General features: G+C 68.3%; 19 protein-coding genes. 12 read left to right on the top strand and 7 right to left on the bottom strand.

Translation table 11 applies throughout. From position 1 onward, the window contains the following. The 8 genes from KHB019_RS10770 to KHB019_RS10735 all read left to right on the top strand — a co-directional run bounded on the left by KHB019_RS10770 (position 1) and on the right by KHB019_RS10735 (position 8,114). Positions 1–1,467 carry a sugar ABC transporter ATP-binding protein gene (locus tag KHB019_RS10770; RefSeq protein ID WP_337458938.1) on the top strand — a complete coding sequence of 489 codons (1,467 nt, stop codon included), beginning with the start codon at positions 1–3 and terminating at the stop codon, positions 1,465–1,467. Positions 1,468–1,559: 92 nt separating this feature from the next. Next, positions 1,560–2,582 carry an ABC transporter permease gene (locus KHB019_RS10765; RefSeq protein ID WP_337458937.1) on the top strand — a complete coding sequence of 341 codons (1,023 nt, stop codon included), beginning with the start codon at positions 1,560–1,562 and terminating at the stop codon, positions 2,580–2,582. Positions 2,583–2,655: 73 nt separating this feature from the next. After that, positions 2,656–3,300, top strand: coding sequence for a GntR family transcriptional regulator (locus tag KHB019_RS10760; RefSeq protein ID WP_337458936.1), 645 nt, complete (start codon positions 2,656–2,658; stop codon positions 3,298–3,300). A 132-nt stretch (positions 3,301–3,432) separates the two neighbouring features. Further along, positions 3,433–4,401, top strand: coding sequence for an ABC transporter substrate-binding protein (locus KHB019_RS10755; RefSeq protein ID WP_230102504.1), 969 nt, complete (start codon positions 3,433–3,435; stop codon positions 4,399–4,401). Further along, a complete protein-coding gene (locus KHB019_RS10750; protein WP_337458935.1) occupies positions 4,398–5,228 on the top strand; it encodes an ABC transporter permease in 831 nt (276 codons plus the stop codon). Before KHB019_RS10755 ends, KHB019_RS10750 begins: the two co-directional genes overlap by 4 nt. Then, on the top strand, positions 5,225–5,998 hold the full coding sequence (locus tag KHB019_RS10745; RefSeq protein ID WP_337458934.1) for an ABC transporter permease: 774 nt from the start codon (positions 5,225–5,227) through the stop codon (positions 5,996–5,998). Before KHB019_RS10750 ends, KHB019_RS10745 begins: the two co-directional genes overlap by 4 nt. Further along, positions 5,988–6,818, top strand: a complete 831-nt coding sequence (locus KHB019_RS10740) for an ABC transporter ATP-binding protein (RefSeq protein WP_443193205.1) — start codon at positions 5,988–5,990, stop codon at positions 6,816–6,818. The genes KHB019_RS10745 and KHB019_RS10740 overlap by 11 nt, the downstream gene beginning before the upstream one ends. A gap of 90 nt (positions 6,819–6,908) precedes the next feature. Then, positions 6,909–8,114, top strand: a complete 1,206-nt coding sequence (locus KHB019_RS10735; RefSeq protein WP_337458933.1) for an MFS transporter — start codon at positions 6,909–6,911, stop codon at positions 8,112–8,114. Positions 8,115–8,193: 79 nt separating this feature from the next. On the opposite strand, the gene KHB019_RS10730 is transcribed toward KHB019_RS10735, so the two are convergent. The 6 genes from KHB019_RS10730 to KHB019_RS10705 are packed head-to-tail and all read right to left on the bottom strand — an operon-like array spanning position 8,194 to position 14,888. Beyond that, positions 8,194–9,915: a CocE/NonD family hydrolase gene (locus KHB019_RS10730; RefSeq protein WP_230102501.1), complete on the bottom strand. Its 1,722-nt coding sequence runs from the start codon at positions 9,913–9,915 to the stop codon at positions 8,194–8,196. Continuing rightward, complete coding sequence (locus KHB019_RS10725) at positions 9,915–10,838, bottom strand: MBL fold metallo-hydrolase (protein WP_230102500.1); 924 nt, start codon at positions 10,836–10,838, stop codon at positions 9,915–9,917. Before KHB019_RS10725 ends, KHB019_RS10730 begins: the two co-directional genes overlap by 1 nt. Continuing rightward, positions 10,838–11,785, bottom strand: coding sequence for an alpha/beta hydrolase (locus KHB019_RS10720; RefSeq protein WP_337458932.1), 948 nt, complete (start codon positions 11,783–11,785; stop codon positions 10,838–10,840). Before KHB019_RS10720 ends, KHB019_RS10725 begins: the two co-directional genes overlap by 1 nt. Before the next feature lie 9 nt (positions 11,786–11,794). After that, positions 11,795–12,934, bottom strand: coding sequence for an FAD-dependent oxidoreductase (locus KHB019_RS10715; RefSeq protein ID WP_337458931.1), 1,140 nt, complete (start codon positions 12,932–12,934; stop codon positions 11,795–11,797). Positions 12,935–12,937: 3 nt separating this feature from the next. Next, the gene (locus KHB019_RS10710; RefSeq protein ID WP_337458930.1) at positions 12,938–13,906 is read right to left on the bottom strand and encodes a phosphotriesterase family protein; all 969 of its coding nucleotides are present in this window, start codon (positions 13,904–13,906) and stop codon (positions 12,938–12,940) included. 1 nt (position 13,907) lies between these two features. Beyond that, on the bottom strand, positions 13,908–14,888 hold the full coding sequence (locus tag KHB019_RS10705) for a phosphotriesterase (protein WP_325471198.1): 981 nt from the start codon (positions 14,886–14,888) through the stop codon (positions 13,908–13,910). A 204-nt stretch (positions 14,889–15,092) separates the two neighbouring features. Between KHB019_RS10705 and KHB019_RS10700 the strand changes: the two genes are divergently transcribed. Genes KHB019_RS10700 through KHB019_RS10690 form a run of 3 tightly spaced genes read left to right on the top strand, consistent with a single transcriptional unit; the run spans position 15,093 to position 17,631 of the window. Next, positions 15,093–16,265 (top strand): cytochrome P450, encoded by a 1,173-nt coding sequence (locus KHB019_RS10700; RefSeq protein WP_325471197.1) that lies wholly within the window; start codon positions 15,093–15,095, stop codon positions 16,263–16,265. Positions 16,266–16,288: 23 nt separating this feature from the next. After that, the gene (locus KHB019_RS10695; protein ID WP_337458929.1) at positions 16,289–16,498 is read left to right on the top strand and encodes a ferredoxin; all 210 of its coding nucleotides are present in this window, start codon (positions 16,289–16,291) and stop codon (positions 16,496–16,498) included. Further along, on the top strand, positions 16,495–17,631 hold the full coding sequence (locus KHB019_RS10690) for an NAD(P)/FAD-dependent oxidoreductase (protein WP_337458928.1): 1,137 nt from the start codon (positions 16,495–16,497) through the stop codon (positions 17,629–17,631). Before KHB019_RS10695 ends, KHB019_RS10690 begins: the two co-directional genes overlap by 4 nt. A 63-nt stretch (positions 17,632–17,694) precedes the next feature. On the opposite strand, the gene KHB019_RS10685 is transcribed toward KHB019_RS10690, so the two are convergent. Continuing rightward, positions 17,695–19,389: an MFS transporter gene (locus KHB019_RS10685; protein WP_337458927.1), complete on the bottom strand. Its 1,695-nt coding sequence runs from the start codon at positions 19,387–19,389 to the stop codon at positions 17,695–17,697. A gap of 144 nt (positions 19,390–19,533) precedes the next feature. Between KHB019_RS10685 and KHB019_RS10680 the strand changes: the two genes are divergently transcribed. Beyond that, on the top strand, positions 19,534–20,142 hold the full coding sequence (locus tag KHB019_RS10680; RefSeq protein WP_230102491.1) for a TetR/AcrR family transcriptional regulator: 609 nt from the start codon (positions 19,534–19,536) through the stop codon (positions 20,140–20,142). Positions 20,143–20,160 lie beyond the last annotated feature (18 nt).

The raw sequence follows: 20,160 nt of genomic DNA, 5'->3' as shown, positions 1-20,160 counted from the left end.
ATGACGGAACCCCTGCTGCACGTCGACGGACTGCTGAAGGCCTTCCCCGGTCTGACCGCGCTCGACCACGTCGACCTCGACGTGCACTCCGGTGAGATTGTCGCGATCGTCGGTCACAACGGCTCGGGCAAGTCGACGCTCATGAAGATCCTCGCGGGGGTCTACACCGCGGATGCCGGAACGGTGCAGACCGCGCCCGGTACGGAGCTGCACTTCATCCACCAGGATCTCGCCCTGGTCGAGCAGCTCTCCGCCGCGGAGAACCTCGCGCTGCGGCGGGGCGAGGGCGCCACCGGCCTCGCCCCGTACCGCACACGCGAGGTGCGGGAGCGGGCGCGAGAACTCGTCTCGCGGTTCGGCCCGCCGTTCGACGTGACCTGTCCGCTGCACCGGCTCACCCCGGCGCAGCGGGCAGTCGTCGCGATCAGCCGGGCGATGGACGGCTGGACGCATTCGCGCAATGTGCTGTTCCTCGACGAACCGACCGAATCGCTGCACCGCACCGAGGTCGACGTGCTGTTCGAGGCAGTCCGCCGCCTCGCCGCCGATGGTGCCGGGATCGTGTTCGTCTCGCACCGCCTCGACGAGGTCCGTTCGCTCGCGCACCGCATCGTCGGGCTGCGCGACGGCCGCAAGGTCGCCGATCGCCCGGTCACCGAAATGGGCGAGAGCCATCTCATCGAGATCGTCACGGGCGTCGAGAAGATGGATGCCGCGGAGCGCGCCGCTCGCGAACACGGCGAGCTCGCACTCCAGGTGCGCGGGCTCCGCGGCGCCTCGGTGGAGTCGCTCGACCTCGCCCTGCGCGCCGGCGAGATCGTCGGCATCGCCGGCACCCTCGGCTCCGGCCGGGAGGCGGTGCCCAGCCTCCTGTACGGCGCGACGGATGCCACGGCATCCGAATTCACGATCGACGGAGCGGCCTACCCGCACCGATCACCGGCGCAGAGCCTGAAGCGAGGGATGGCCTTCGCGCCGGCCGACCGCGGACGCCTCGCCGTCGTACGCGACATGAACGCGCGAGAGAACTTCACGCTTCCGCATCTACCGCGGACCACCCCCGCATTCGCCCCGATTCCGGTCGGCGGCGAGCGCACCGAGGCCGCCACGGCATTCGCCGAGTACGACGTGCGGCCTGCCCGCACCGAACAGCGCATCTCGCTGTTCAGCGGCGGCAACCAGCAGAAGATCGTGATGGCGAAGTCGATGCATCATCGCCCGAAGGTGCTGCTGCTCGACGAACCCACGCAGGGCGTCGACGTCGGGGCGAAGGCTGCGATCTACGCCGCGATCGAACGCGGTGCGGCCGGCGGCACGGCCGTGCTCGTCGCCTCCTCGGACGCCAAGGAGCTCGCTGCTCTCTGCGATCGCGTGATCGTCATGCGCGATGGCGTCGTCGGCGCCGCACTCAGCGGCGACGACCTCACCGAGCGCCGCCTCGTCGCCGAGGCGTACGGCCTGCCCTGATCCGGCCCCTGAGCCCCTCGACAAGCTCAGGAACCACCTGTCGAAGCATCCACTCTTCTCCTCACCCGACCCGCTACCTTCAAGGAGCTCCCGTGACCATCACCCGAGCCGACATCGCCCACGCACTGTCGTTCCGCAACATCAGCGCGCTGTACATCTTCGCGATCCTGTTCATCGTCTTCTCGCTGTGGATTCCCGAGAAGTTCCTGCAGCCGGGCGTCTGGCGCTCACTGCTGGATGCCGAGGCGCTGACCGGAATCGCCGCCCTCGCCGCTCTCATCCCGCTGACCGCCGGAGCGCTGAACCTCGCGATCGGCGCGCAGGTCGGGTTCTGCGCCATCCTCTCCGCGTTCCTGCTCGGCAAGATCCAGATGCCCATCGCGCTGCAGCTGCCGGCGGTGATCGTCGTCGGCGGGCTCATCGGGCTCGTCACCGCACTCGTCATCACCCGACTGAAGGTCGAACCGATCATCGCGACACTCGGCATGAGCTCGATCCTGCTCGCCGGCATGGCGTGGATCTCGAACAGCCAGCAGATCCTCGGCCTCGACCCCGCGTACCGCGAGATCGCCGCGGCGCAGTTCGCCGGGATCACCGTGCCCGTCTGGGTACTGCTCGCCGTCGCGATCGTCAGCTGGTACGTGCTCGAGCGCACTCCGGCTGGGCGACGCCTGTACGCCGTCGGGTTCAATCCCGAGTCGGCTCGGCTCGCCGGCATCGGCGTGGAGCGCCTGCAGATCGGCAGCCTCGTCGCCGGGGGCGCGCTCGCCGCGCTCGCCGGCGCGCTGCTCACCAGCCGCCTCAACGCCGGCGACCCGACAGTCGGGCCGAGCTTCCTGCTTCCGGCGCTGACCGCGGTGTTCCTCGGCTCGACGCAGTTCAAAGGCGGCCGCTTCAACGTGCTCGGCACGATCGTCGCCATGTACGTGCTCGCCGTCGGCATCAAGGGGCTGCAGCTGGCCGGCTCCCCCCGCTGGGTCAACGATCTCTTCTACGGCCTCTCCCTGCTGCTCGCGGTGGCTCTGTCCCAATGGGACAAGACCTCTCGTCGCAGCTCGGCCATCGGGCGCGTGGTCGATGGTCTCAGACGAAAGCCCAGGACGCCGGCATCCTGACGGTCCGGACGCTGGTGGACACAGCCCGCCGTCCGCTAGATTGTCAACAATCTTGCTCACCGGAGAGGGACTCGTGCCTGACAATTCTGACGTCCGCAGCCAGCTGCGCGACGCGATTCTGCGGGGCGCATATGCCCCTCGCCAGCGACTGATCGAAGCCGACCTCGCCGAGGAGTACGGAGCCAGCCGCTTCACGCTACGCAACGCCCTGATCCAGCTGGCCTCCGAGGGGCTCGTCGAGCTGCAGCCGAATCGCGGCGCCCGCGTGCGCGAGATCACGGTCGACGAGGCCATCGAGATCACCGAGATCCGTCAGGCGGTCGAGAGTCTCGTCGCAGCCAGAGCGGCCGAGAAGGTGAGCGACGAGCAGATCGCCTTCCTCCGCCAGGTCGGCGATGACATGCGCGGCGCCGTCGATCGCAACGACTTCATGCGCTACTCCGAGCTCAACTCGACGCTGCACTCCACGCTGCGCGACATCGCGAACCACTCGGCATCCACCCGTGTGCTCGAGCAGCTGCATGGCCAGATGGTGCGGCATCAGTTCCGCCTGTTCCTCGTCCCCGGGCGGCCGAACCTCTCGCTGCCGGAGCATCTCGCGATCATCGACGGCGTCTGCGCCCGCGATCCCGAGGCCGCCGGCGCGGCGATGGGCATCCACGTGGGCAGCGTGATCACGACCCTGCGTTCGTTCGCGGAGGCTCCCGCACTGTCCTGACCGGCGTTTCGTGCAGATTGTTATCAATCTCGCGAACATTATTGACAACGGCGCATGCGGATGGATACGTTCGGGCCATCGAGCGGAACAACATCCGCTCGGAATCCCCCACCATTCACACAACGGAGTGACATGAAAAAGGCAGGCTTCTTCGCCCTCGCGGCGATCACCGCGCTGGTTCTGACCGGATGCACCGACTCTGAGGCACCCGCAGGCGGTGGCGACGGCGACGCCGCTGGCTCGGGTGATCTGACGCCCGTGACCGTCGGCGTCATCCCGATCGCCGATACCGCGGCCATCTACCTCGGCGACGCGCAGGGCTTCTTCGAGGACGAGGGCCTGGACCTCACGATCGAGACCGCGACCGGCGGCGCCGCGATCGTTCCGGCCGTCGTCTCGGGCGACTACGAGTTCGGCTTCAGCAACCAGCTGTCGCTGATGGTCGCAGCCGACCAGGGCCTCGACATCAAGATGGTCTCCTCCGCGGTCGCCACCACTGGTGACACGTCGAAGGACATGGGCGCGGTCGTCACCAAGGCCGACTCGGGCATCTCCTCGCCCGCCGACCTGGCCGGCAAGACCGTCTCGAGCAACAGCGTCGGCAACATCAACGACACGGCCGTGCGCTCGGTCGTCGACGAAGCCGGCGCCGATTCCTCGACCATCGACTTCGTCGAGGTGCCGTTCCCCGACGCCGTCGCGGCCGTCGAGAACGACCAGGTGGATGCCGCATTCGTCGTCGAGCCGTTCGTCACCGCCGCGATCGACGCCGGCCTCGAAGTCGTCACCTACGCGTACGCCGACTTCGACCCGAAGCTCGACATCGCCGCCTACTTCGCGCTCAGCAGCGTCGACGCCGACCTGCTGGCGAAGTTCCAGGCCGCCATGCAGAAGTCGCTCGAGTACGCCGACGCCAACCCGGACGCGGTGCGCGAGATCATCGCGACGTACACGAAGACCTCACCCGAGGTCCTCGCGAAGATCACGCTGCCGAAGTACCCGACCGAGTTCGACCGCGCTTCGAGCGAGAAGCTCGCGGCTGCGGCTCTGGAGTACGGCGTCCTCAAGGCCGAGCCGGACTTCGACAACCTTCTGCCGTGACAGCTCTCCTCAACACGGTGAGCGAGGTGCGGCGGTTGCGCCGCCGCACCTCCTCCTCGCCCCAGGCGGCGCTGCTCGGCGCGGCGGGCGTGGTCGGCTTCCTGGTCCTGTGGGAGCTCGTCTCCCGTCTGGGCCTCGTCGACTCCCGCTTCGTGCCACCGGCCAGCGACGTGCTCGTCCGCTTCGGACAGTACGTCGTCGACCGGGCGTTCTGGCGCGACGTAGGCGACACGATGCTGAGCTGGTCGCTCGGTCTGCTCATCGCGGTGGTCGCCGCGACCGTGCTCGGATTCCTCATCGGATCCAGCCGGTTCCTCGAGCGCCTCACGCACTCGACGATCGAGTTCCTGCGCCCGGTTCCATCGGTGGCGCTGATCCCGCTGGCGGTTCTGCTGTTCGGCGTGAAGATCCAGGCAGGACTCCTGCTGATCGTCTACGCCGCGTTCTGGCAGGTGCTGCTGCAGGTGATCTACGGCGCGAAGGACGTCGACCCCGTCGCTGACGCCACCGCCCGCAGCTACGGACTCAGCCGCTTCCAGCGGATCCGCTACGTCATGTGGCCGACTGCGTTGCCGTATCTGATGACCGGCATCCGGCTCGCCGCCGCCGTCGCACTGATCCTCGCGATCACCGCAGAGCTCATCATCGGCACTCCTGGTCTCGGCAAGCAGATCGCCGAAACGCGCGAAGGCGGAGCGATCACGAGCATGTACGCGCTGATCCTCGCCACCGGCCTCATCGGCGTGGCGATCAATCTCGTCGTGAGATTCTTCGAGCGCCGCACGCTGCGCTGGCACACCTCGGTGCGGATGGAGGCGGCGGGATGAAGTTCCTCAAAGGGCTGTTCTTCCTGCTCGCCCTGCCCGTCCTGCTCGTGCTGCTGTGGTGGATCTCGACGATCGTCAATCCGACGTTCTTCGTGCCGAGCCCCGGCGAACTCGTCGGCACGTTCTTCGACACCTGGTTCGGCGAGCGCTTCACGAACGACCTCCTGCCGAGTCTGGGCCGCCTGTCGCTCGGCATCATCGGCTCCGTCGTCGTCGGCGTCGGTCTGGGTCTGCTGATCGGATCCTTCCGGCCGCTCCGCCAGCTTCTCGAGCCGCTGCTGGAGTTCTTCCGCGCGATCCCGCCGCCCGTGCTGCTGCCGCTGCTCATGATCGTCATGGGCGTGAACTGGCGCATGCAGGTGTTCGTGATCATCTTCGGCTCACTGTGGCCGGTGCTGCTGAACACCGTCGAGGGCGTCCGCGCCACCGATGAGGTGCAGCGCGACACCGCACGCAGCTACGGTCTGGGTCGCATGGCGCGCCTGCGCTACTTGATCCTGCCAGCCGCGGCACCGCAGATCCTCACGGGCGTGCGGCAGTCGTTGTCGATCGCTCTGATCCTGATGGTCATCTCGGAGCTGTTCTACACCTCCTCCGGCCTCGGGTTCACCATCGTCCAGTTCCAGCGCAACTTCGCCATCCCGGAGATGTGGAGCGGCATCCTGCTGCTGGGTCTGATCGGTCTCGCCCTGGCGGTGCTGTTCCGCTACGTCGAGCGCTACATCCTCCGCTGGTACCACGGATTGAGAGAAGTCCAACGTGAGTCCTGAAACCACCACACCCGTCCTCCTCGTCGAGGGCCTTCGCAAGATCTACCCGGCACCGACGCCGCAGGCAGAAGCCGTCGAGGCGATCCGCGATCTGACGTTCAGCATCCCGCAGGGGCAGCTGGTCTGCATCGTCGGACCGTCGGGCGCCGGCAAGACGACGCTGCTGAAGTGCATCGCGGGTCTCCTGCCGGCGACCGCCGGGCGTCTCGAGCTCGAGGGCAAGGCCATCACCGGCCCGCCGAAGACGATGGCCGTCGTCTTCCAGGAGTACGGGCGCAGCCTGTACCCGTGGATGAGCGTGCAGGCGAACGTCGAACTGCCGCTGAAGGCCGCGGGGCTCTCCAAGATCGAGCGCCGTGAGCGATCCACCGACGCCCTTGAGGCCGTCGGGCTCTCGGACGCTGCGGACAAGTACCCGTGGCAGCTGTCCGGTGGAATGCAGCAGCGCGTCGCGATCGCCCGCGCTGTCGCGTACCGTCCGCAGATCCTGCTGATGGACGAGCCTTTCGCCGCGGTCGACGCGCAGACTCGCGCCGATCTCGAGGACCTCGTCCGCAAGATCTGGAAGGAGCTCGGTGTCACGGTGCTGTTCGTCACGCACGACATCGACGAGTCCGTCTACCTCGGGCAGCGCGTGATCGTGCTGTCGAACCGGCCCACCGTCGTGCAGGACGACGTCACGATCGACCTGCCGGACGAACGCGACCAGCTGTCCACGCGCTCCGACCCGCGATTCGTGGAACTGCGCCATCATATCTACGGCGAGATCCAGCGGGCCAAGGGCAACCGCGGCGGCGACGAGCAGGCCGCGTCCGCCTGATCCACCGGTTCGGGTCGCGAATCCTGCCGCATCGGCGGCGTCAGAACGGCAGGATTCGCGACCGGAGCGAGGTCGTGGGAGGGTTCGAGAGTGAAACGTGTCCGGATGCTGCGCGGCGCGACATCCATCATCGCGCTGTGCCTGGTCGCGACCCTCATGCGCCCGGCTGTCACCGCGGTCGGTCCGCTCATCGAGCGGATCACGGACGACACGGGCATCCCGCTGGCGCTCCTCGGATCCTTGTCGACCATCGTCCTCATCACCTGGGCCATCGTCTCGCCGTTCGCGCACGGATTCGGACGGCGACTAGGCCTCGGCGGAGCCGTACTCGCCGCCATGGGGCTGCTCGCCGTCGGCGTGGTCGTGCGCTCTCTCCCGGGTTCGACCGTGTGGCTCTGGGTCGGCACCGGGCTGATCGGCGTCGCCCTGGCGGTCGGGAACGTGATCCTTCCGGCCGTGATCAAGCGCGACTTCCCGCTGCGTGTGCCGCTCATGATGGGCGTGTACTCGGCGATCCTCGGCGGGGCCGGCGCGGTGGCATCCGGCCTCGCCGTTCCTCTCGCGGGCCTGACCGGCGGCGACGCCGGCGCCGGCTGGCGCGTATCGCTGCTGATCACCGGCGGAGCCCTCGCCCCCGTCGCGCTCGCGGCCTGGTGGGCGACGAGGCGGCGCGAACTGCGAGCGATGCGCGGCGCCCCGACCGGCCGCGCACCGAGAACCGGGATCTGGCGGGACCCCGTGGCGTGGCAGGTCGCCGGGTACATGGGCGTGCAGTCGACGACGTTCTACGTGCTGGTGACGTGGCTGGCTTCCATGTCCCTCGACACCGGACGCAGCGCAGCCCTCGCCGGCGTCGATGTGATGATCTACCAGATCTTCTCGCTGGTCGGCTCCCTGGCCGTGGCGTTCGTCATGCGCGGGCGCGCGGCGCGGCTGACGCCGGCGCTGCTCCCGGTGCTCGGCATCGCCGGAATCACCGGTCTCATGGTCTGGCCGGATGCCGTCGGCATCTGGGTCGTCCCGCTCGGAACCTTCTCCGGCCTCTCTCTCGGGGTCTCGCTCACGCTCATGGCGGATCGGGCGCGCGACCATGGCGCGTCATCCGCCCTGTCGGGCATGTCGCAGTCCATCGGCTACGCGATCGCCGCGGTCGGGCCCGCGCTGTTCGGAGCCGTGCACGCGACTACCGGCAGCTGGACGCTCCCGCTCGTCATCCTGCTCGTCAGCATGAGCGCGCAGGCCGTGTTCGGCGTGTACGCCGGTCGAGACCGGTTCGTGCTCGAGCCGCGTACGTAGAGCGAGATTCGCTTCGCACGACGAAACTCGTGCTGGCACGGCAATTGTCACCGTGCAAGGCGGTTCTCGGGGTGGTGGGCTACTTCTTGACCGTGAACGGCAGCACGAGCCGAGACGGGTGCTCCGAGTCGCGGTAGACCTTATGCGCCACCGCGCGCCCCACCGGCAGGTGGAAGGCGTCGGGCGGAAGCAGCGAGTTGTGCTCGTCGACCAGCGGCTCGTCGTTCGACAGCTCGGCGATCATGCGGTGACCGGGCAGCAGCGTGGCCGCGAACGGGTAGATCCGCAGCACGTACTCCTCGATCACACCTGGCTCGACCGGAATCGCACGCGTGTGCGGATGGATCGGGTCGCCCTCACGGGTGCGCTCCTCGTCCAGTTCGCGGTGCGAGGCCTTCAGATATGCCGAGGTCAGCAGCTGGCGTTTGCCTCCAGGGGCTTCGTCCCAGAACCGCATGATGAGGTTCGTGTCGGGCTGGTCGATCTCGACGAACAGATGCGCTGCACCCGTGCCGATCATCTCGACGGGCTCCTCGAACACCGGTGTCGCCCAGCGCAGCACCTCGACCTTGTCGGTCACCGTGAGCGGTGCCTGGTAGAAGCCGTCGGGAGCCGCAGCCGTGGCATCCATCGTCTCGGGTTCGGACGACAGGCGACCGCGCGTGCGCAGGTACAGCGGCTTGTACTCGATGGGCTTCGGCGGGAACTGGTCGCCGGTCGCGTACTCGCGCGTGCCCTCGACGAAGACGCTCACCGGCGCTTCGTCCATGACGCCGTTCTCGATGCCCTTGATCCAGTAGTCGTACCAGCGGAACATCTTGTCGTGCTCCTCGACCCACGGCCGGGACTGCATCGGAGGGTACGAACCGATCGTCAGCTTCTTGGGCCCTGCGAGCTGGTTGTACGCCTCGATCGTGCCGTCGAGAGTCCAGCCGCGGCCCTGATCGATCTGGAGCCACACCGGCACCTCGACCTGTGATGCGAGGTTCACGGGGTTGCGCTCTTCGTACCACTCGCCGTCGAGCTCGTTGGTGATGATGTCGAACCACGCCTCGTGGTTGGTCGGATAGTGCAGCGTGTGCACGAGGTTCGGCCACGCCTGCACGTCGGGGTCGGCCAACCGCGCCGCGACGCGGGCTTTGACGTCCTCATCGGACAGCGTCTCCAGCATCCGGCTCTTGACCCGATCGGTGAACGCCCAGCCGCTGTCGCCGCCGCGCCCCTCGCGGGCCGCACGCGGCATGAACCACATGATGCCGCCGTGGTAGGTCGTCTCGTAGAAGTCGTAGTGGCCGCCCGAGATGAACAGCGCCTTCAGGTGCGGCGGGCGCTCAGCGGCGGCGAGCAGCTGCATCGACCCGAAGTACGAGATGCCGATCATGCCGACACGGCCGTCGCACCAGGGCTGCTCGGCGACCCACTCGATGAAGTCGTAGGCGTCCTGACCGAGCGAGACGCCGCCGGCGTTGTAATTGCCGATGTGCTCACCCTCTGAGCCGCCGGAGCCGCGCAGGTCGCCGATGACATGGACGTAGCCCTCGTCGATCACGCGGGCGATGTCGCCGGCCTCGATGCAGCCGTCCCACATGGGCGAGGGGCGACGCTGCGGCGGCATGGTCAGCGCGAGCGCCTGCAGCTCCTTGCCGTAGGGGCTCAGCGCCACGAGTGCCGGGCGCGGTTCGTCGGCGGATGCTCCGTACGCGTCGGCGACGAGGGCGACGCCGTCGCGCATCGGGACGCGCAGGTCCTTGTGGACGTCGAAGTCGCGTCCGCCGGCCTTGATCGTCTGGGTGTCAGTCATTACATTGCTCCGAACTGCGTGACGTACGCGTTCATGGTGGTGAAGAAGGGGGCCGGTTCCAGCGTCGGGTCGCCCGTGTAGCCGAGCTGCTCGGCGACGGACTGGAACGGCGAGTACGGGGAATCGGTCGAAACCAGCGCGCCCGCGAGGTACGGCAGGACCGCAGAACGGATGCGAGCCTCGTTGTCGATGCTGCCTTGGATCGCCTCGAGCGCGTCCGCGGCATCCAGCACCTCGGGGAACGGTGAGCCGTCCGCCCGGCGGTACGGGTGCCCGAGGTACAGACGCTCGGGCCTCACCTCATCGCGCAGGAACTCGAGGCTCGCCCGGTACTTGTCGGCATCCTCGTAGCCGGGGAATCCGGATGCTGCGCCGTACGCCTGCACGGCGTCGCCGACGAACACGTCGCGGGACTCCTCGACCACGTAGGCGATGGCGCCGGCGGTGTGGCCAGGGATCGCGTGCGCTGCGACGCGGACGCCGCCGAGGTCGAGCACTTCGCCCCCCTCGAGCGCAAGCGTCGGCTCCATCTCGCCGCTGATCGCCGCGCGCAGCGACGCCTCCTGTTTGGCCTCGCCCTCGGGGTCTTTCAACCAGCGCCCGCGGCCGGAGCGCCACTCGTCGACGTGCGCCTCGCGCGAACGCAGCATCGATGCGTCGTCGCGGTGGATGACGACCTCGGCCTTGCGCCCGGTGAGTTCCCACAGGGCGTGCGCGCCGCCGACGTGGTCGATGTGGCCGTGCGTCAGGAGGATCCAGCGCACGTCCTCGATGCGACGGCCGATCGCCTCGAGCCCGGCGCGCATGCCTTCGGGCGACTCGGTCACGCCGGTGTCGACGATCGCCGGCTCCGGTGCGTCGATGAAGAAGCTGCGCAGGCCGAACCGGCCCCACGGAGCGACGAGCGGGTGGATGTCGACCATCACCACGCCTCCTTGAGGAACGCGGCGGTCTCGGCGAGGGCCGTGCCGTATTCGGGCAGCCACGAGAAGTGCTGCACGAAGCCGTGCCCCGCCCCCTCGTAACGGTGCACGACCGTGCGCACTCCGGCATCCTGCAAACGCCGGCCGTATAGCTCGCCCTCGTCGCGCATCGGGTCGAACTCGCCCGTGAGGATGAGTGCCGGGGGCAGGCCGGAGAGGTCCTGGCGCTTGATGGGCGAGACGCGCGGATCCTGCGGGTCGGCACCGCTGTCGAAGTAGAACTGGTTGAACGGCGCGATGCCCGCGGTCTCCATGCCGTAGCCCGTGGCGTTCTCGACCATCGACGGGTAGCGATCGGGATTCAAGTCGAGGTCGACCGACGGGTAGTAGAGCACCTGGTGCGTGACCCTGTCGATGCCGCGGTCATGCAGCGCGGACGCCACGACCGTCGCGACCGTGCCGCCCGAGCTGTCGCCGACCAGCGCGAGGACTCCGCCGTCCCACACAGGGCCGTCCCAGCCTGCGTCCTGCCCGGATGCGAGAATCCACTCGACGACGCCGGTGACGTCGTCGATCGCGGCGGGGAACGGATGCTCCGGCGCCAGGCGGTAGCCCACCGAGAACACGCGCAGACCGGTCGCTATCGCCAGCTGGCGGGCGACGTGATCGTGCGTGTTCAGACTCCCGAGGAAGTACGCACCGCCGTGGATGTACACGATGGCGCCGCTCGCGGCATCCGCGTCCGATCCGTCGAAGTACACCCGCACCGGCACGTCGCCTGCCGTCGTCGGAACGACCCGGTCGGCGACGTGCGCGACGGGGTGGCGGTCCTCGAGCGCTGGCACCTGCGACTCCTCGCCGGCGCGCATGGCGGCGGGGTCGAGAGGGCCGGGCTCCTCACGCGGGAAGGATGCCAGGATGCGGGCGATCTCGGGATGCAGGGGCATGTCGTCTCCTCAGGCTCCGGCCGTCGCGGGCTCGGCGTCGTCGCGCTCTGCGTCGCCGTGCTGACCGGGGAATCCGTCATCCAGCGCCTCCGGGTCCCAGCCGCTGCGGGAGACCTTCTGATACCCGTCGGTGATCGGCTTGCGGGCGGACTGGAAGGCGGTGAGCCCCTCCTTGACCGAGGGCGCCTCGGCGAGAGCATCCGCCAGCCCCTTGGCGTCGAGGATGGCCGAGTTCGCACCCTGGCCCTGGTGATGGAGCATGGCGTGCGCGGCGTCGCCGACGAGCACCACCGAGTCGCTGTGCCAGGTGTCGACGGGGTCGATGTCGTAGGCCGAGCGGCAGTTGATGGTGTCGATGTCGATCGACCGGGTGACCTGCTCGAAGCGGGGGTCGAAGCCCGCAAGCGACGCCACGATGATCTCGCGGGTGACCGCCGGCGACCAGGTCTCGTCGTCCGAGGGCACCGTGATGTCGAACGACACCTGACCGCGGTGACGCAGCGGCAGCAGGTACAGGTGACGGTTGGTCGGCGCGTCGAAGTAGACGCGGAAGTCGTCGTCCTCGTCGAAGACGCCGGGCACGAGCGAGATGTCGAACACGGCGCGGTAGGCGTGCTCGTGCGCGAACACCGGGGCGTTGTCGCTGAACAGCGCGTTGCGCACGCGTGAGCTGATGCCGTCGGCGCCGATCACGAGGTCGGCGGTCACGCTCTCGCCGTTCTCGAAGTTCACGGTGGCGGTGTCGCCATTGTCGACGATGGACTCCATGCGGTGACCGAACTTGACCATGCCCTCGGGGAGCACCGACATCAGTGCATCGATGAAATCGCGACGGTGGATCAGGTGGGTCGTGAGGCCGAACAGCTCCTTCTCGGGCCATTCCTCGGCGTGCACGAGCTCGTCCTGCGGGGTGAGGATGCGGATGCCGTTGCTGGCCGTGCTGACGGCGGCGATCGCATCGAATGCGCCCCACTCGCGGAAGGCGGCCATCGACGAGGGGCGCAGGCCGATGCCGGCGCCGACCTCACCCGACTGGCGGGCCTGCTCGTAGACGGTGACGTTCGCGCCGCGCAGGCTCAGAGCCTTCGCGGTCGATGCGCCTGCGTATCCGGCGCCGATGATGGCGACGTTCAGTCCGTTGAGATCCATGGTTCACTCGCCTTCGAGGGGTGTGGTCGTAGAGAAGAAGTCGACAACATTGCCGACGAAGAGCTGGTCGATGACGGCATCCGAGACGCCGTCCTGCTTGAGGTCGGGGATCAGCTGCTCGAACAGGTAGTTGATCGTGTGGCCTTTGACGCCCGGCCAGCCCAGCGGGCTGCAGTTGGCGTCGGCGGCGACGAGCACCTTGTCGATCTGCCCTGATCGCAGGTAGCGCATGAGGTGCTGGAAGCGCTCGTCGCGGTGGCGGCCCCAGAACGGCGGGTCCGGCAGTTCGAGGTCGTAGCCGAAGGTGTCGAAGCCGATGCGTCCGCCGGCCCCGACGATGCCCTCTTCGTCGACCTTGCCTTGGCTGACGCCGTCGTCGGCGTGGCCGAACAGCACGCGGGTGAGCGGCAGTCCTTCCTCGTCGAACACGTCGATCGCGGACTGCGCGTCGACGGCGAGGTGGGTGACGATCGGTGCACCGGTCGCGAGCGAGGCGCGAGCGGCTGCGCGGTAGATGCGCAGATCGAGCGGCAGCATCTTGAATCCGCGGCTGACGCCGACCTTGATGATGCCCGCCTTACCGCCTGAACGGCCGATGCCGACGGTCAGCTCGTGGATGAACTGGTCGGCCAGGTACTCGACGCTCGCCTCGGCGAAGTGCTTCAGAGCCGTGTCACCGCCGACGAAACCGGTTGCGGCGATGATGTTGACGCCGGTCTTCTCGGAGATCGACTGGTAGTAGTCGATGTCGCGGCCGTTGCAGATGCCGGTGGCGTCCACGAACGTCTGCCCGCCGTACTCGGCGAACTTCCGCAGCTTCGGGATCGTCTCCTCGTAGCGCTGCTCCGGCGTCTTCCACCAGCGGGTGTCGAGCTCGCTGCCGGGCATCCCGTAGCCGATGTGCTCGTGGATCGAGGTGAAGCCGAGCTGCTCCACGGCGATGGGTCCGGTGACGGTGTTCACGCGGGTCATGTCAGGCCTCCTTCACGGCGAGCAGGTTTGCAGGGTTGGTGACGAGGATGCTGCGGATGCTGCTCTCGTCGAGGCCGGCAGCGGCCAGCTTCGGAACGAAGCTCGTCAGCACAGCGTCGTACGCGGTATCGGGGGCATCGTGGCCCTTGGCCACCCCGACGGCGCCGGCCGAGAGCAGGATGCGGGCGCCGTGGCCGGCTGCGACGAGCTCGGCGACCAGGGTTGCGCGCTCGTCGTCGCTCAGGAGGTCGGCATCGGACTGCCCTCTCTCATCAGAACCGATGTGGTCGAACGCGACGTTCGCACCGCGCTCGACGACGGCGCGGACGATGTCGGCGGCACCGGCGCGGTCGAGTCCGGCGACGATGACGCGATCGGCCGGCAGGCCCTCGGCGAGCGCGAGCTCGAGCGCACCGAGGGTGTTGGCCGGAGCCGAGAACGAGAGGGCGACGCCGGACGCCTTGGCAGCAAGCGCGGCGCCCTGCAGCAGGCTGTCATCGGTCGGGGTGGCGCCCGCGGTGGTCTGCGTGGTGACGATGAGGCCGGCGGCGGCGCGGCGCTCGACGCGCGGCAGAACCATGCCCTCGGTCGCCTCGGCGCCGAACAGCTCGGCGAAGCGCTCGGCCGGCCAGGGAGTCGGCGGGTTCGTCTGGGGGGTGAGGAAGTAGCCGCCGAGGTTCTCCTCCGGGCCCATGCCGGTGGATGCCACGATGTGCACACCCGTCGTGCGGGACAGCGCCTCGTACAGCGGCAGGTCGCGGCCGTGGAACATCCCGGTGCGGTCGACGATGGTGCCGCCGCCGGCTGCCTTGAACGCCTCGAGCTTGGCCTTGAGGATCTCGAAGACCTCGGCACGATCGATGTCGATGTCGTACGCGTACTGTGCACCAGGCACCACGGACAGCAGCGCTTCGTGGATTGCGACGACGCCCAGCTCCTCGGCCGCGACCGGGCCGAGGACGGTGTTGACGGTTGTGCTCACAGGATCCCTCTCCATTGAGTCTTCGCCCAGACGCACGACGTCGCGTTCGGGGGATGTGTTGATCCTGCCAGTTTGGTTTACAGCTTGTCAAGCGAACTTGCTCAGTGATCAAAGAGCGCTTTACAAGTCATGCGACGAACGGTTTACTGTCTGTAAAGTGATCCGCCACGGAGGCGGACGACACGAGACTCGAGGACGAGAATCATGACGACAGCACCCACATCTGACATAGACCTGTTCGCCGACGACGTGCTCGTCGATCCGTATCCGACGTACGCGGCCCTGCGCGAGCTCGGCGCCGTCGTGCATCTGCCCCGTAACGACGTCTACGCCCTCACCCGCTACGGAGCCATCCGCGACGCACTCGCCGACTGGGAGTCGTTCTCCTCAGCCACGATCGGGTTCAACCCAATGGTCAACGAGGCGCTCGCAGGAACCTCGCTGCGCTCCGACCCACCCGAGCACACCACGCTGCGTGCGACCCTGTCCGAGAACCTCACCCCACGCGCCCTGCGCGGCCTGGGCGTGCAGATCGAGGCGAAGGCCGACGCGCTCGTGGCTGAGCTGGCGGCACGCGGAGGCTTCGAGGCGATCGACGACCTCGCCCGCGCTTTCCCGCTCGAGATCGTCGCCGACCTCATCGGCTTCACGGGCGAGGTGAAGGAGAACATGATGCGCTGGGGCCAGGCCGCGATGGAGGTCATCGGTCCGATGAACCAGCGCACGCAGGAGAACTTCCCCATCGCCGGTGAACTGTACGGCTGGTGCAGCACTGTCACCGCCGCCGACCTCGCCGAGGGATCCATCGGGCGCGGCATCTTCGACGCCGAGACCCGCGGCGCGATCCCCGCGGGCAGCGCGGGCCACATCATCCACCAGTACCTCGGCGCAGGTGTCGACACGACGATCGCGTCGATCGGCAACATCGTGGCCCTGTTCGGTCGCCACCCCGAGCAGTTCGAGCTGGTGCGTCAGGATGCATCACTCATCCCCGCGGCGTTCAACGAGGTGCTCCGCTACTGGGCCCCCGTGCACGCGTGGGGACGTCGCGCGACGCGCGACGTCGAGGTCGACGGCGTCGTGATCCCGGAGGGCGCCCAGGTGGCGATCTTGTTCGGCTCCGGAAACCGCGACCCCCGCCACTACGAGACGGCGGACGTCTTCGACGTCACACGCAACCCGGTCGACCACCTGTCGTTCGGCTACGGACCGCACGGATGCGCCGGTCAGGGGCTCGCTCGTCTGGAGGCGCACGCCGTAATCCGGGCACTCGCGACCCACGTCGGCTCATTCGAACTCGGCGACGAGGTCCGCGAGCCGTCGAACATCACACGCAGCATCCACAGCCTGCCCGTTCGCGCGGTCGTGCCGGCATGACCGCGATCCTGAAGGAGGACACCATGCGCATCGAACTCGATCGTCCCCGCTGCGAGGGCCACGGCCTGTGCGAGGAGGCCGCCCCCGACCTCATGCACTTGGACGACGAGGGCGAACTCGTCATCGATGTCTCCGAGGTGACCGGCCAGGATGTCACCAGAGCGCAAGCCGCGGTCCGCGTCTGCCCAGTGGCCGCACTCCGGCTGCTCGCCGCAGCCGACGCCGCGGAATGAGCACACGGGCACTCGAGCGCATCGTCGTCGTCGGCGGGGGCATCGCCGGCCTCACAGCGTGCGACACGCTCCGCGAGAGGGGGTTCGATGGCGATCTGGTGGTCATCGGCTCCGAACCGCACGCGGCGTACAGCCGCCCTGCATTGTCGAAGGCGCTGCTCAGACTCGATGGTGACCTCGCAGCCCACGAGCTCTCACCCGCGACACACGGCGCGCGCGAGCTCCGCGGCATGTCCGCGACCGGTCTGGATATCGAAGGCCGCACGATCGCGCTCGACGATGGCGAAGACCTGCCGTATGACGGCCTGGTCATCGCGTCCGGATCCCGCGCACGTCGCCTCAGCGACAGCTCCGGCGAGCTCACACTGCGCGGCCTCGACGACGCCCGCATACTGCGGGAGCGCCTGGAGGCACGTCCCGACATCGTCGTGCTCGGCGGCGGGGTGCTCGGCATGGAGATCGCGTCCGGAGCCGTCGCCGCCGGATGCCGCGTCACCCTGATCGCGACATCGGAACCCATGTCACGGCAACTGGGCGCGCATGTCGCGGGCGTCCTCACGGCGTCCGCCAGAGCACAGGGGCTGCGCATCGTCGTCACGTCGTCCGCAGCGGTCGAGGCCGACGGAGCCCGTGCGGTCGTGCGCACGGCAGACGGCTCGAGGCATACGGCCGACGTGCTGGTCAGCGCGGTCGGCGACCTGCCGAACACGGAGTGGCTCACGTCATCAGGGCTCCTCCGCGACGGACGCCTCCTCGCCGATGCGCATGGGCGCATCGGCGATGGCGTCGTCGCCGCGGGCGATGTCACCGCCTGGGGTCCGGATGCCGCGCGCACCCCGCTGTGGACCAGCGCGATCGAGCAGGCGAAGACCGCGGCATCCGCTCTTCTCGATCCGGATGCACCCGCACTGCGGTTCCAGAACTACTTCTGGACCGAGCAGTTCGGCCACAGCGTGAAGGCTGTGGGGCCCCTCCCCGTCCACGGCTCACCCGAGGTTCTCGTCGGCGGAGGGGATGCCGCACCGGCGCTGCTGCGCTGGCACGGCGCCGACGGCATCCGCTCGGTGATCTCGATCGATCACCGCATCCCGATCCCCCGGCTGCGACGGCTGACGGACGCCGCGTCCGACTGACAGCAGGACGAACGAGAGCCGGCCCCCGGGATGATTCCCGGGGGCCGGCTCTCGTTGTACGGATTACTCCGCGATGAGCTCTGCGTCAGCCTTCTTTCCGCTCGGCAGGAAGAGCGTCAGTGCGGCGGATGCCACGGCGGCACACGCCGCGACGACGTAGACGATGCTGAAGCCGCCGCCGAGCGAGGCTCCGGCGAGACCCATGATGTCGCCCTGAGCCGCGTTGATCGACGCGACCGCACCCTCGACGGCCTCAGCCGGCGCACCGGCCGCGGCCATCTCGCCGGCGAACTGGCCGACCACGCCCTCCCAGCCCGACAGCCACGCGAGCGGCGGGACGTGCGAGAGGCCCTCCACGGCCTCCGGCGGGATGCCGGTGCCCTGCAGCACGCTGACGATCGGGAGCGCGAACGCCGAGGCGCCCACGCCGAACGCGATCGCGGATCCGACCACGGGGCCGAGCGTGAAGCCGAGGTCGCGCATGAGGCTCGTCGTGGCCGAGGCCATGCCGATCTGGTGTTCGGGGACCGTGTTGATCGCGACGGCCGTGATCGACCCGATCGTGAGCGCGAATCCGATGCCGAGCAGCAGCAGGGGCAGGATGAAGTCCGTCCACGGGGTACCGCCGAAACGAGCCGGTACGCCGACGGTGTACGACGACAGCCAGAAGCCCGAGATCGCCATGAGCAGGAACCCGCTGGTCAGCAGCCAGCGCGGGGCGACCGTGTGGATCAGGCGCCCCACGACCGGCGACAGCGCGAACGCCGGGCCCTGGATGATGATGAACAGCACGCCGATGACCCAGACCGGCTCCTGAGCGAGCGCACCCATCGAGATCGAGGTCGCGAAGCAGATCGCGAGGAATGCGAACATGCCCGTGACGGCGACGATGGCAGCGGTCGAGTACGTGCGGTTGCGGAACAGCTCGAGGTGCAGCAGCGGCGCCGGCGAGCGCAGCTCGATGACGACGAAGGCGACGAGCAGCACGACACCGACGATGTAGGCGGCGATGACCTGCCAGTAGCCGAAGCCGTGGTCGACGGCGGTGACCGTCGCGTAGAGCACGGCGATGAGACCGAGCGCGAACGTGATCTGACCGGGGAGGTCGAGCTTGCGACCGGCCGGAGCCGACGAGTCACGGGTGGAGGCGGAGATCGCGACGAGGATCACGGCGACGGCGGCGATGATCCAGTACGAGACGCGCCATCCGCTGAACTCGTTCGGGGCGCCGGGCTCGGCGCCGGGGATGGTGAGGAACTGCGCGGTGACGCCGGCCATGACCGGCGAGATGACGGCGCCGAGCGAGAGGAACCCGGCCCACGTCGCGATGACGCGGGAGCGCTTGGCCTTGTCGGGTGTGAGCGCCGACACCATCGCGAGTCCGATCGGGAAGAGCAGACCCGCTCCGATGCCGATCACGGCCTGGGCGATGATCATGAACGTGATGTCGGTGGCGAGGGCCGACAGGGCTGCGCCGACGACGACGAACAGGGATCCGGCGATCATCAGCTTCTTGCGGCCGAACAGGTCGCCGAGAAGGCCGAAGGTCAGCTCGAACGCGACGATCCCTATCTCGAAGATGGCGGTGATCCAGGTGAGGCCGGCGCCCGTGGCGTGGAACTCGGCGGCGAAGGCGCCGTTGAGGGCGCCGGGAACCGCGTAGGCGGTCTGGGCCAGCGTCACGGACAGGAAGGCGGCGATGAACGTCGCCCGCACTGACCCGCGCGAGGCGATGATCGTACTGGTCTGCGTTGACATAGGGGGAACTCCTTCGTCCCTGAGTGCATGTGCGGATGCGGTGTGGGCCCGCAGTTCGGGCCTGCGAGCCCTCCGCCAAGATTGGCCCTAACTTTATAGCTTGTCAAGCGAATTTACTGACTGTTATGTGGTTAGTGTTGGCGCATGGCAAATCTTCGCGAGAAGCAGAAGCAGCAGACGAGGCAGTCGCTGCTCGATCAGGCTCTGCGACTGTTCCAGGAGCAGGGCTATGTCGCGACAACGATCGATGACATCGCCTCAGCGGTCGGCACGACGCGCGTGACGTTCTATGCGCACTTCCCGAACAAGACCGAGCTCATGCGTGCGCTGTTCGGCGAACTCAATCGGCACCTCGATCGCCGAGAGGATCCCGAGCACCGTTCAACAGCTGGTTCGCTCGTGGATGCCACGCACGAAGGCAGTTTCGTCGCGATCCGCGCTTGGATCGGCGCTCAAGCCACGCGCTGGCCAGAGATCAAGCCGTACATCACGGTCGTCGAGGAAGCATCTGCGGTCGACCCGGAGATGCGCGAACTGCGCGAAGCATGGTTCGGCGAGGTCATCGACGACATCGCGGCCGGTCTCACCGCTGCCGGTCGCTTCGACGAGGCGACCCGGCGCTACCGCGGCTACCTGGCCATGGAGTTACTGAACAGTGCGAATCTGCGGTGGATCCGGCATCCGTGGTCTCTGGACGAAGGCCCGGAGCTCGACATCCTCGCCGTCGCGTGGACGAGTTTGCTCGGCGAGTGACCGCGTTCGCGGTCGCCG

The sequence above is a fragment of the Microbacterium sp. KHB019 genome (assembly GCF_037285405.1).
In the GTDB taxonomy this organism is placed as follows: Bacteria; Actinomycetota; Actinomycetes; order Actinomycetales; family Microbacteriaceae; genus Microbacterium.
Note: the sequence above shows the minus strand (reverse complement) of the source record. Positions and strands in the feature narration are given on the sequence as shown.

Excerpts from the sequence above, each read along its gene's own strand:
- KHB019_RS10770 (WP_337458938.1), top strand. The coding sequence starts at position 1 with ATGACGGAACCCCTGCTGCACGTCGACGGACTGCTGAAGGCCTTCCCC.
- KHB019_RS10755 (WP_230102504.1), top strand. The coding sequence starts at position 3,433 with ATGAAAAAGGCAGGCTTCTTCGCCCTCGCGGCGATCACCGCGCTGGTT.
- KHB019_RS10745 (WP_337458934.1), top strand. The coding sequence starts at position 5,225 with ATGAAGTTCCTCAAAGGGCTGTTCTTCCTGCTCGCCCTGCCCGTCCTG.
- KHB019_RS10730 (WP_230102501.1), bottom strand. The coding sequence starts at position 9,915 with ATGACTGACACCCAGACGATCAAGGCCGGCGGACGCGACTTCGACGTC.
- KHB019_RS10725 (WP_230102500.1), bottom strand. The coding sequence starts at position 10,838 with ATGGTCGACATCCACCCGCTCGTCGCTCCGTGGGGCCGGTTCGGCCTG.
- KHB019_RS10720 (WP_337458932.1), bottom strand. The coding sequence starts at position 11,785 with ATGCCCCTGCATCCCGAGATCGCCCGCATCCTGGCATCCTTCCCGCGT.
- KHB019_RS10715 (WP_337458931.1), bottom strand. The coding sequence starts at position 12,934 with ATGGATCTCAACGGACTGAACGTCGCCATCATCGGCGCCGGATACGCA.
- KHB019_RS10710 (WP_337458930.1), bottom strand. The coding sequence starts at position 13,906 with ATGACCCGCGTGAACACCGTCACCGGACCCATCGCCGTGGAGCAGCTC.
- KHB019_RS10700 (WP_325471197.1), top strand. The coding sequence starts at position 15,093 with ATGACGACAGCACCCACATCTGACATAGACCTGTTCGCCGACGACGTG.
- KHB019_RS10695 (WP_337458929.1), top strand. The coding sequence starts at position 16,289 with ATGCGCATCGAACTCGATCGTCCCCGCTGCGAGGGCCACGGCCTGTGC.
- KHB019_RS10690 (WP_337458928.1), top strand. The coding sequence starts at position 16,495 with ATGAGCACACGGGCACTCGAGCGCATCGTCGTCGTCGGCGGGGGCATC.
- KHB019_RS10685 (WP_337458927.1), bottom strand. The coding sequence starts at position 19,389 with ATGTCAACGCAGACCAGTACGATCATCGCCTCGCGCGGGTCAGTGCGG.
- KHB019_RS10680 (WP_230102491.1), top strand. The coding sequence starts at position 19,534 with ATGGCAAATCTTCGCGAGAAGCAGAAGCAGCAGACGAGGCAGTCGCTG.